This window comes from Phenylobacterium sp. (assembly GCF_028290885.1).
In the GTDB taxonomy this organism is placed as follows: Bacteria; Pseudomonadota; Alphaproteobacteria; order Caulobacterales; family Caulobacteraceae; genus Phenylobacterium.
Map to the genome: position 1 here is coordinate 1 of NZ_JAQGIZ010000029.1, position 10,227 is coordinate 10,227.

At 69.5% G+C, this 10,227-nt stretch carries 11 protein-coding genes; 9 read left to right on the forward strand and 2 right to left on the reverse strand.

Annotated features, from left to right (window positions below; genetic code table 11):
• Positions 1 to 99 precede the first annotated feature (99 nt).
• Positions 100 to 609 (reverse strand): DUF1993 domain-containing protein, encoded by a 510-nt coding sequence (locus JWP28_RS02310; RefSeq protein WP_299539548.1) that lies wholly within the window; start codon positions 607 to 609, stop codon positions 100 to 102.
• Positions 610 to 789: 180 nt separating this feature from the next.
• Here JWP28_RS02310 and JWP28_RS02315 point away from each other — a divergent pair, with 180 nt between their 5' ends.
• The 6 genes from JWP28_RS02315 (at position 790) to dprA (ending at position 6,929) form a co-directional block, all read left to right on the forward strand.
• Entirely contained in the window at positions 790 to 2,052 is a 1,263-nt protein-coding gene (locus JWP28_RS02315) for a tetratricopeptide repeat-containing glycosyltransferase family protein (RefSeq protein ID WP_299539550.1), read from the forward strand.
• Between the two features lie 65 nt (positions 2,053 to 2,117).
• Positions 2,118 to 3,098, forward strand: a complete 981-nt coding sequence (locus tag JWP28_RS02320; protein ID WP_299539552.1) for an aspartate carbamoyltransferase catalytic subunit — start codon at positions 2,118 to 2,120, stop codon at positions 3,096 to 3,098.
• Between the two features lie 7 nt (positions 3,099 to 3,105).
• Positions 3,106 to 4,398 (forward strand): dihydroorotase, encoded by a 1,293-nt coding sequence (gene pyrC, locus JWP28_RS02325; protein ID WP_299539554.1) that lies wholly within the window; start codon positions 3,106 to 3,108, stop codon positions 4,396 to 4,398.
• A 291-nt stretch (positions 4,399 to 4,689) separates the two neighbouring features.
• On the forward strand, positions 4,690 to 4,992 hold the full coding sequence (locus JWP28_RS02330; RefSeq protein ID WP_299539556.1) for a metalloregulator ArsR/SmtB family transcription factor: 303 nt from the start codon (positions 4,690 to 4,692) through the stop codon (positions 4,990 to 4,992).
• A 183-nt stretch (positions 4,993 to 5,175) separates the two neighbouring features.
• Positions 5,176 to 5,835, forward strand: coding sequence for a glycerol-3-phosphate 1-O-acyltransferase PlsY (gene plsY, locus JWP28_RS02335; RefSeq protein ID WP_299539558.1), 660 nt, complete (start codon positions 5,176 to 5,178; stop codon positions 5,833 to 5,835).
• Positions 5,835 to 6,929, forward strand: coding sequence for a DNA-processing protein DprA (gene dprA, locus JWP28_RS02340; protein WP_299539560.1), 1,095 nt, complete (start codon positions 5,835 to 5,837; stop codon positions 6,927 to 6,929). Before plsY ends, dprA begins: the two co-directional genes overlap by 1 nt.
• A gap of 9 nt (positions 6,930 to 6,938) precedes the next feature.
• Here dprA and JWP28_RS02345 read toward each other — a convergent pair whose 3' ends face one another.
• Positions 6,939 to 8,648 (reverse strand): ATP-binding protein, encoded by a 1,710-nt coding sequence (locus JWP28_RS02345; protein WP_299539562.1) that lies wholly within the window; start codon positions 8,646 to 8,648, stop codon positions 6,939 to 6,941.
• A gap of 211 nt (positions 8,649 to 8,859) precedes the next feature.
• Between JWP28_RS02345 and JWP28_RS02350 the strand changes: the two genes are divergently transcribed.
• The 3 genes from JWP28_RS02350 to JWP28_RS02360 form a co-directional block, all read left to right on the forward strand.
• The gene (locus JWP28_RS02350; RefSeq protein ID WP_299539564.1) at positions 8,860 to 9,144 is read left to right on the forward strand and encodes a hypothetical protein; all 285 of its coding nucleotides are present in this window, start codon (positions 8,860 to 8,862) and stop codon (positions 9,142 to 9,144) included.
• Positions 9,145 to 9,230: 86 nt separating this feature from the next.
• A complete protein-coding gene (locus tag JWP28_RS02355) occupies positions 9,231 to 9,497 on the forward strand; it encodes a hypothetical protein (protein WP_299539566.1) in 267 nt (88 codons plus the stop codon).
• Between the two features lie 225 nt (positions 9,498 to 9,722).
• Positions 9,723 to 10,227: toprim domain-containing protein (locus JWP28_RS02360; RefSeq protein ID WP_299539568.1), on the forward strand; the 505-nt coding region annotated here is incomplete at its 3' end.

Consider the following 10,227-nt stretch of genomic DNA (forward strand, 5'->3'; position numbering starts at 1 on the left):
CCGGCGAACAGGGTCTCGCGACGGCCGTCCTGGTCCGAACCGGCGACGCCTGGCGGATCGCAGCGCTCCGCGAGCAGGAAGCGCCGGCCAACTGACCGCCTAAAGTCCGCTGGCGAAGAGGTCGATCTTGCCGATCTGGACGCCCTTTGACCGCAGGATCCCGTAGGCGGTCGAGAGGTGGAAGTAGAGGTTGGTGGTCGCGAAGACCGTCAGCCACTGGGACGCCGGCAGGGTCGGCTCCATACCGGTCCCGATCATGACGGTGAGCGGGACGTCGTCGCGGCCGGCGAACTGTTCCGGCGTGAGGGCCGCCAGATAGCTCTTGGCGTCGGCGATAGCGGCCTTGAAGCCCGCGAGGTCGAGATCGACGCCGATTTCCGGCGGGAGCGGCAGGCCAGCCACGCGCGCCGGCCACTGGCGGGAGAAATTGCAGACCACCATCGCCTGGAAGCGCAGCGGCTGCATGTCCTCGATCAGCCGCCAGTCCAGCATGTCGCTGTCCGACACGCCTTGCGCCTTCGCGTGTTCGGCCCCTTTGGCGAGAAGGCTGTCGAGCGTCCCCAGTTGCCGCGAGAAGAGGTCGACGAAGGTGTACAGGCAGACGGTCATGGGAGGCTCCCAGGCCGGGCGAATCGCCCGCTCCGGCGCAGACCGTACGAGCGGCCGGCCGGCGAACTCAAGGCCCGCATGGCGGCGCTTCCGTTGAGCGGCGGCGGCCTCTAAGACGGCGCGTTGATGACGATAACACTCCTTGGATCCGCCGCGGATCGAGGGCCGCCCAGGTAAGCCGTGACAGTCAGCCACGACCAGACCGTCGAATGCGTCCGCCGCGGCGATGAGCTCCAGGCCCTTGGAAGGCTCGATGAAGCGCTGGCCAGTTATCGGCGGGCCGTCGACCTCCAGCCAGGGGATTTCGTCGCCCAACTCAGCTGCGGGAACCTGCTGGCCAAGATGGGTCAGCACGAGAGCGCCCTAGGCTATTTCGACAACACCCTGCAGATCAGCCCGAAGAACGCCGCCGTGTATTTCAATCGCGCCGGCTCGCTTCAGTCCATGGAGCGCTTCGACGAGGCGATTTCCTGCTATCGGGCGGCGATCTCCTTGCGCCCCGACATGGGAATGGCTCACCACAACCTGGCCACCTGTTTTCTTCAGACGGGAGATTTCGAGACCGGCTTCCAAGAATACGAGTGGCGCAAGTCGAGCCCGACTTTCGACGATCCACGGTACGCGCTTGATCGGCCGTGGAACGGCCAGGACCTTAAGGGCAAAACGCTCTTCATCTATCCGGAGCTGTACCAGGGCGATCTCATGCAGTTTTGCCGGTATGCCTTTGTGGCAGAACGGATGGGCGCGCGCGTCCGCCTGGCCGCCCCGACCGCGATGCACGCTCTCCTGCAGTCCATGAGCCCGACGATTGAGTTGCTCCCTGAGGACGCCGTTCCGGCTTACGATTACCAATGCGCCCTGATGAGTCTGCCGCACGCCTTCGGCACCACTCTGGCCACCGTTCCGCGAGGCCGAGCCTATTTCCGCGCGGAACCGCAGCGGGTGGCCCGGTGGCGGAAGCTGATCGGGCCCAGGGGATTTAAGATCGGGGTCGCCTGGGAGGGAAGCGCCCAGGCCGTGCAGCGGTCGTTCCCGCTCGCGGGGCTCCAAGGCCTGGCAACTCTACCCGGCGTTCGGCTGATCAGTCTCCAGAAACATCGAGGACTTGATCAGTTGGAGAGCCTGCCGAGCGGAATGTCGGTGGAATCGCTCGGCGAGGACTTCGATCCGGGCCCCGACGCATTCCTGGACACCGCGGGGGCCATGACCTGCTGCGACCTGTTCATCACGCCGGACACGAGCGTCGCGCACCTTGCGGGCGCCCTTCGGGTGCGGACCTGGACCGCCTTGCCGCGGCCCGGGGACTGGCGATGGCTTGTCGACCGCCCGGATAGCCCCTGGTATCCCACGATGCGGCTCTTCCGGCAGACGTCGCCCGGCGACTGGGCGAGCGTCTTCGCCCAGATGGAAACGGCTTTGAAACCCGAACTGCGAACGCGCTAAGGCAACCAGATTGCGCAAAGGGAGCGCTTCCCATGAGCGGCGGCGGCCTCTAAGACGACGCTTTAATGACTGATGCGCCCCCTGGTTTGAACGACGTCCTGAAACGGACCTTCTCGTTCCCCAAGCGGCACTTCCTTTCGGCGACCGATCTGAATGAAGTCGAGGTGGCGAACCTCCTCGACCTGGCCGACGGGTTCGTCAGCCTGAACCGTCAGACCTCGAAGAAGCTCGACCTGCTGAAAGGTCGAACGCTGATGAACCTGTTCTTCGAGAACTCGACGCGGACCCAGAGCTCCTTCGAGCTGGCCGGCAAGCGGCTGGGCGCCGACGTGGTCAATATGAGCCCGCGCTCGTCCTCGATCTCCAAGGGCGAGACCCTGATCGACACCGCGGTGACGCTGAACGCGATGCAGCCCGACCTGCTGGTCATCCGGCACGCCTCGTCGGGGGCCGCCTCGCTGCTCTCGCAGAAGGTGAGCTGCTCGGTAATCAACGCCGGCGACGGCCAGCACGAGCACCCGACCCAGGCGCTGCTCGACGCGCTTTCCATGCGCCGCGCCTTCGGGCGGATCGCCGGGCTGAAGGTGGCGATCTGCGGGGACGTGGCCCACAGCCGCGTGGCGCGGTCCAACATTGCGCTGCTGCAGATGCTGGGGGCGGAGGTGCGGCTGGTGGGGCCGCCGACCCTGATGCCGCCGCAGGCCGAGCGCTGGAACGTCGCCATCCACCACGACATGCGCGAGGGGATCGCCGGCTGCGACGTGGTGATGATGCTCAGGCTGCAGCTGGAGCGGATGGACGGGGTGATGGCCCCTTCGCAGCGGGAGTACTTCCGCTTCTTCGGCCTCGACCGCGAAAAGCTGGCCTGCGCCGCGCCGCATGTGCGGGTGATGCACCCGGGGCCGATGAACCGCGGCGTGGAAATCGATAGCGACGTGGCCGACGACCTGTCGGTCAGCCTGATCCAGGACCAGGTGGAGATGGGCGTCGCCGCGCGGATGGCGGTGCTGACCTCGCTGGCCGCGCGGCTCGAGAACGACCGATGAGCCGCAAATGAGCGTCAGGCCGACCGCCTTCACCAACGTGCGCCTGATCGATCCGGCCAGCGGCTACGACGGCCCCGGCGCCCTGATCGTCACCGAGGGGGTGATCGCCGACGTGGCCAAGGGCGGCGACCTGGGGTCGCTGTCCAAGGACATCGAGGTGATCGACGGCAAGGGCGCCCTGCTGCTGCCGGGCCTGGTGGATATCCGGGTCAAGACTGGCGAGCCCGGCACAGAGACCAAGGAGACCCTGAAGTCTGCGGCCCTGGCGGCGGCGGCCGGCGGGGTCACCTCCATCGTCCTGCAGCCCGACACCGACCCGGTGATCGACGAGCCCTCGGTGGTGGACTTCATTCTCAGGCGGGCCCGCGACATCGAGCTGGTCAAGGTGCACGTGGCCGGCGCCGCGACCAAGGGCGCGCGCGGCGAGCGGATGGCCGAGATCGGCCTGATGGCCGAGGCCGGCTGCCGCTATGTCACCGACGCCGACCGGCCGGTGGTGGACTCCAAGGTCATGCGGCGCGTGCTGGCCTACGCCAAGGCGTTCGGGGTGCTGGTGGCCCATCGCCCGGCCGATCCGTGGCTCTCGGCCGGCGCGGCGGCCAGCGAGGGCGAGTTCGCCTCGCGCATGGGCCTGCCCAGCGTGCCGGCCATCGCCGAGAAGATCATGCTGGAGCGCGACCTGGCCCTGGTGGAGCTGACCGGCGCGCGCCTGCTGGTCGACCAGCTGACCACCGCCGAGGCCCTGGAGAGCTTCCGCCGCGCCCGCGACAAGGGCCTGCCGGTGACCGCGACGACTTCGATCAACCACCTGTCGTTCAACGAGATCGACATCGGCGACTACCGCACCTTCTGCAAGCTCGACCCGCCGCTGCGCAGCGAGGACGACCGCCAGGCGGTGATCGAGGCGGTGGCCTCGGGCCTGATCCAGGTGGTGGTCTCGGCGCACGCCCCGGCTCCCGCCGAGGACAAGCGCCTGCCCTATGACGAGGCGGCGCCTGGCGCGGTGGGCCTGCAGACGCTCTTGCCGGCCCTGCTGACCTTCCACCACGAGGGCCGCATCCCGCTGATCGACCTGATCCGCACGGTGACCTGTGCGCCGGCCGACCTGCTGGGCCTCGAGGGCGGGCGGCTGGCCAAGGGCGCGCCGGCCGACCTGGTGCTCTGCGACCTCAACGCGCCGCTGATCATCGACGCCGACAAGCTGATCTCGAAATCCAAGAACTCGCCCTTCGACGGGCGAAGGCTGCAGGGCAAGGTGCTCAGGACCGTGGTGGACGGGCGGACGGTGTTCGGGGGCTGAGATTCCTCTCCCATGCAATGGGAGAGGGGACCGCGCCCCGAAGAGGGCGTGGTCGAGAAGGCAAGCCTCAAGCTCCGCCGTTGGACCGGCGGCGGAGACTCAGCGTCTGTGGCTTGCCCTCTCCACCCCTCGCTCTGCGGCGAGCGGTCCCCCTCTCCCGCCTTGCGGGAGAGGAAGATCAATCGCCGGTCGGAACGACGCCGGCCTGGTTGGGGGTTTCGGGCGTCTTGTCCATTGCGGCGGCTCCCTCTATTCAACGCAAACCGTATCGTGACTTAGCCATTTGCCAATATGCCTATCGTCGACGCCCTGAAGGCGCTCGGAAACGACCGCCGCCTGATGATCCTGCACTGGCTGAAGAGCCCGCGCGCCCACTTCCGCGAGCAGGTGGACGGCGACCTGGTGAAGGACGGCGTCTGCGGCCTGCTAATCGCCGAGAAACTGGGCGTCAGCCAGCCGACGCTCAGCGAGCACATGCGCATCCTGGTGCAGGCCGACCTGGTCACCGCCAAACGCATCAAGCAGTGGACCTTCTACCGCCGCAACGAGCCGCGCATCGCCGCGCTCAAGAAGGCCTTCGACGCCGACATCTAGGCGCTCTCGCCTTCCGGTACGGGGGAAATGTCGGCAATGGGCGAAGCCCGGCCGACAATGGGGGAAGTCACACTTCCGCTTTCACTTCCCCCATCGACCATCCAGCCTAGTGGCTGTCGGGCCACTTCCCCCGTTTCGGGGGAAGACACTAAGCGCTACCACTAGGACTCAGAGGGAGCGTCCATGGTCGAAGGCTTGAGCACCATCCAGATCGCTGCGGCTTTGATCGGCGGCTATCTGCTGGGATCGATCCCGTTCGGGGTGATCGTGATGAAGGCGGCCGGCGCGGGCGACCCGCGGGCCATCGGCTCGGGCAACATCGGGGCAACCAACGTGCTGCGCTCGGGCCGCAAGGACCTGGCGGCCGTGACCCTGCTGGGCGACGGCGGCAAGGGGGCGGCAGCGGTGCTGGTCGCCTGGCTGGCCACCCGCGGGGCCGGCGACGCTGCGCAGGCGGCGCTGACCTGCCTGGCCGGCGGCGCGGCCTTCTTCGGGCACCTCTTCCCGATCTGGCTGGGGTTCAAGGGCGGCAAGGGCGTGGCGACCTTCTTCGGGACCCTGCTGGCGGCAGCCTGGCCGGTGGGGCTCATCGCCGGGGCGACCTGGGTCCTGATGGCCCTGGTGTTCCGGATCTCGTCGCTGGCGGCGCTGACCGCGGCGGTGGTGGCCCCGATCGCCGCCCTGCTGCTGCACCGGCCGGCCGTGGCCGTCCTGGCCGCCGTCATGGGGGTGCTGATCTACATCCGCCACCTGCCCAACATCCGCCGCCTGCTGAAGGGCGAGGAGCCGCGGATCGGCGGCTCCAAGAAGGTCCCGAAAGGCGACGGGGGCGGCAAGGCGTGATGCGCGAATTGTCGGACGCCGAGCGACGCGACTGGCTGAGGCTGGCGCGCACGGAGAACGTCGGCCCGGTCACCTTCGACCAGCTCCTGCAGCGGTTCGGGACCGCCGGGAAGGCGCTCGCTGCCCTCCCCGAGCTCGCCCGGCGGGGCGGACGCGCCGCGGGGCTGAAGCTGCCCACCGACGCGCAGGTGGACAAGGAGCTGGCGGACGGCGCGGCGCTGGGCGCGCGGCTGATCGCATCCTGCGAACCCGCCTTCCCGCAGGCGCTCGCCGCCCTCGACCCGCCGCCGCCACTGATCTGGACGCGGGGCCGCGTCGAGCTGCTCGACCGGCCTTGCGTGGCCATCGTCGGCGCCCGGGTGGCCTCCGCCGCCGGCCAGCGGTTCGCCCGCGGGCTCGCCGCCGAGCTCGGGCAACACACCGCCCACGTGATCGTCTCGGGCCTGGCGCGGGGCATCGACGCGGCCGCGCACGAAGGCTCGCTGCCCACCGGAACGGTGGCGGTGCTGGGCGGCGGCGTCGACGACATCTACCCGCCGGAACACGCCGGGCTCTACGCGCGGATCGCCGAGGCCGGCTGCCTGGTCTCGGAGAGCGAGCCGGGCCGCGCCGCGGTCGCCCGCGACTTCCCCCGGCGCAACCGGATCATCTCCGGCCTGTCGCGCGCCGTCGTGGTGGTGGAGGCCGAGCTGCGGTCCGGCTCGCTGATCACCGCCCGCCTGGCCGCCGAGCAGGGCCGCGAGGTGCTGGCCGTGCCAGGCTCGCCGCTCGACCCGCGCGCCAAGGGAACCAACGACCTGATCCGCCAGGGCGCGGCGCTGTGCGAGGGCGCGGAGGACGTGCTGCGGGCGCTCGAAGGCCTGCGCGGCTTCCGCGAGCCGGAGCGCGGCGGCTACACGGCCGGCCCCACGCCCGATCCCGACGACACGCTGCGCCGGGAGGTGGCGGCCCTGCTCTCCCCCACGCCGGTGTCCCGCGACGAGATCGTGCGGGCCACCGGCGCGGCGGCGCCGGCGGTGTTCGCGGCTCTGGTGGAGCTTTCGCTGGCGGGCCGTTGCGAGTTGCTTCCGGGCGGCATGGTGGCCGCAGGCTGAGGCCAACGGCTACGCCGTCCGGGCCGCTCCATCCTGCGAGGCGGCCTCGGTGGCGCAGCGCAGGGCCTCGAAGAGGGCTGCGGCGTCGATCGGCTTGGCGACGTGGCTATCCATGCCAGCGGCCAGGTATTGGCTGACCTGGTGGGACATGGCGTTGGCCGAGAGCGCGACGATCGGGGTGCGCGCCCGCCCCTGCAGGCGCTCCGTCTGCCGGATGCGGGCGGTGGCGGTGAGGCCGTCCATCACCGGCATCTGGACGTCCATCAGGATGACGTCCCAATGCGCGGCCTCCCAGGCCTCGACAGCCGCCTGCCCGTTGTCCACCACCGTCGGCTCCACGCCCATCTGCTGAAGCAGCGTCTTGAGCACCAGCTGATTCACGGCGTTGTCCTCGGCGGCCAGGACACGTAGCGCCAAGGGCTCGCCCTCGGCCGCCGGCGTCGGCTGCACCTCGACCGACGACCTTTCGGACCCAACGTGGGTAAGTGGCGCGCGCACGCTGAAGCGGGAGCCAAGCCCAAGTTCGCTTTCCACCTCGATCTCGCCGCCCATCAGTTGGGCGAGCTCGCGGCAGATGGCCAGGCCCAGTCCCGTTCCGCCGAAGCGGCGGGTGGTCGAGGAGTCCAGCTGATCGAACTTGGCGAACAGCTTGGCGAGGTTCTCGGGCGGTATGCCGACGCCGGTGTCCGCGACCGCCAGCTCGAGCGTCCCGTCCTGGAATACGGCGGTCACCCTTATCCCGCCGTGTTCGGTGAATTTGAGGGCGTTGGAGATCAGGTTGTAGAGGATCTGGCGCAGCCGGGTGGGGTCGCCAAGGTAGCGGCCCCGCGCGCGCTCCATGTCGAGGGCGAAGGACAGACCCTTCTGGCTGGCCAGCGCCGTGAAGGCGGAATAGGCGCCGCGCGCCACCTCGGCGAGGTCGAACTCGATCTCCTCCAGCTGCAGCTTGCCGGCTTCGATCTTCGAGAGGTCGAGCACGTCGTTCAGGATCGCCAGCAGCGTCTCTCCGGACTGGCGGATGACCCCAAGCCGCTCCCGCTGCCGGGCGCTGAGGTCGTCGCCCGCCATGGCCTGCGCCATGCCGAGCACCCCGTTCAGCGGGGTGCGGATCTCATGGCTCATGGTGGCCAGGAAAGCGCTCTTGGCGGCGTTGGCTTCCTTCTCCCGCCACAGCGCCTGGACGACGACCCCTCTGACCATAAAGGTCGCGCCGAGCAGCAGGCCCACGCTGGCCAGCAGGGCGACGAGCTCCGACGGCCTCGCCCCGCCGCGCATGGCGAGCACGGGGATTGCGAAGCAGTAGATGGCCAGCGGAAGCACGGTCGCGCTGAACACCACCTTCGAGGTCCGGCTCGACGGGATGGCGTTCATCAAGCCGCCCGCGAGCGCCCAGACTCCACAGACCGTCGCCCAACGCTCGCCGGTCATGGCCGCCAGCACGGCGATCGAACCGAAGACCGTGTTGTTGGCAGAGACCAGCGCGAGGCACACGCGCAGGGCCGCATCGTTCGGCCCAGCCGGAGATCGCAGCCGCGCGGCCACCAGGAACTCGGCGGTCTGCATGCCGATCCAGACCGCCACCCATCCGGCGGAGGCGCGCCAGCCGACCAGGCCGCACATGGCGACGGCGATGCCCAGTCCCATCGCGAGGCGCATCTTGAACTGCTCGCGCCGGGCGGCGAGGGCGTCGAGAATCGCAGCGCGGCTTTCCGTCCTCATGCGCCCACTCTCGGTTGCATCGACTTAAGATTCTATTGTCGATGGGCGCGGTGAGCCGCCGGAGTTCCGCTGGCCGACAAGGGCGCCGCGACGGCGCTGGGCTGTAGGTTTCAGCAACAAAACCGCCGCAATCCGACCGTACCGGCCCGAAACACTGCCGACAGGGACTGGATCTAAGCTGACGATCCAAACCAAGTCGGAGACCAACTCTATGAAGCTTCAAATCGCGGTGGCCCTGGCCGCCATGGCCATTGGCGGCTCGGCGTTCGCCCAGGAACCGCCTGCCGGCGGCGGCGGGCCCTCCCCGGAAATGCAGGCCGCCGCCCAGGCCATGCGCCAGTCCTGCGCGGCCGACGTGAAGACGCTGTGCGACGGCAAGATGGGCCGCGAGGCTATGATGTGCCTGCGCGAGAACGCCGAGAAGGTCAGCGAGCCCTGCAAGGACGCCATGTCGAAGATGCCGCGCCGGCGACCGCCGCCGCCGCCCGCAGGCTGATCGCCGGGACATCCCAAGACGGCTCGGCCGGCGTCCCCTAGCGGGGCGCCGGCCTTTCCATACGTGATCCTGAAGCAACGAGCCTGATGATGAAACTGACCGCGCTGATCGTCCTCGCCGCCCTCTCGGCCGGCGGCGCCGCCTACGCCCAGGGCGGCGGCGGCTTGTCGCCGGAGGTGCACGCCGCGCGCGACGCGGTGATGAAGGCCTGCACGGCCGAGGCCCACTCCCTCTGCGCCGGCAAGGAGAAGCGCGCGATGATGATCTGCCTGCGCGACAACGCCGCCAAGCTTAGCGCGCCCTGCGCGGAGGCGATGTCCAAGATGCCGCCCCGGCCGCCCCGCCCGCAGTAGCCGCAACTGCTGAGCCGGCGCCGTTGAGCGGCGCTGGTTTCGCCCACATCCCGGCCTTGACCGGCGCAGCCGCCGGCGAGGTCCGCAAAATGAGCCCCTAAGGGGCTCGCCGCGGTACGTATTCAAGGGGCGTTGACAGCCCCCGGGCGCCGCCCCCACTTTCCGCGTCCTTCGAGCGCCCCGGCCCCGCCGGGCGCTTCTTCATGGAACGCCAGACCGCCCCGCATGAACATCGTCGTCGTCGAAAGCCCGGGCAAGGCCAAGCCCATCAACAAGTACCTGGGCTCGGACTACAAGGTGCTGGCGTCCTACGGCCACGTGCGCGACCTGCCGGCCAAGGACGGCTCGGTGCGGCCGGACGAAGACTTCGACATGAGCTGGGAGGTGGACGCCAAGTCCGCCAAGCGCCTCAACGAGATCGCCGCCGCCGCCAAGGGCGCCGACAGGCTGATCCTGGCCACCGACCCCGACCGCGAGGGCGAGGCCATCTCCTGGCACGTGCTGGAGGTGCTGAAGCGCAAGAAGGTGCTGGCCGGCGTCACGGTGCAGCGGGTGACGTTCAACGCCATCACCAAGGCGGCCGTCACCGAGGCGATGAAGCATCCGCGCGACATCGACATGGAGCTGGTGGACGCCTACCTGGCCCGCCGGGCGCTGGACTACCTTGTGGGCTTCACCCTCTCGCCGGTGCTGTGGCGCAAGCTGCCGGGCTCGCGCTCGGCCGGCCGCG

Excerpts from the sequence above, each read along its gene's own strand:
- JWP28_RS02310 (WP_299539548.1), bottom strand. The coding sequence starts at position 609 with ATGACCGTCTGCCTGTACACCTTCGTCGACCTCTTCTCGCGGCAACTG.
- JWP28_RS02320 (WP_299539552.1), top strand. The coding sequence starts at position 2,118 with ATGACTGATGCGCCCCCTGGTTTGAACGACGTCCTGAAACGGACCTTC.
- pyrC (WP_299539554.1), top strand. The coding sequence starts at position 3,106 with ATGAGCGTCAGGCCGACCGCCTTCACCAACGTGCGCCTGATCGATCCG.
- JWP28_RS02330 (WP_299539556.1), top strand. The coding sequence starts at position 4,690 with ATGCCTATCGTCGACGCCCTGAAGGCGCTCGGAAACGACCGCCGCCTG.
- plsY (WP_299539558.1), top strand. The coding sequence starts at position 5,176 with ATGGTCGAAGGCTTGAGCACCATCCAGATCGCTGCGGCTTTGATCGGC.
- dprA (WP_299539560.1), top strand. The coding sequence starts at position 5,835 with ATGCGCGAATTGTCGGACGCCGAGCGACGCGACTGGCTGAGGCTGGCG.
- JWP28_RS02345 (WP_299539562.1), bottom strand. The coding sequence starts at position 8,648 with ATGAGGACGGAAAGCCGCGCTGCGATTCTCGACGCCCTCGCCGCCCGG.
- JWP28_RS02350 (WP_299539564.1), top strand. The coding sequence starts at position 8,860 with ATGAAGCTTCAAATCGCGGTGGCCCTGGCCGCCATGGCCATTGGCGGC.
- JWP28_RS02355 (WP_299539566.1), top strand. The coding sequence starts at position 9,231 with ATGATGAAACTGACCGCGCTGATCGTCCTCGCCGCCCTCTCGGCCGGC.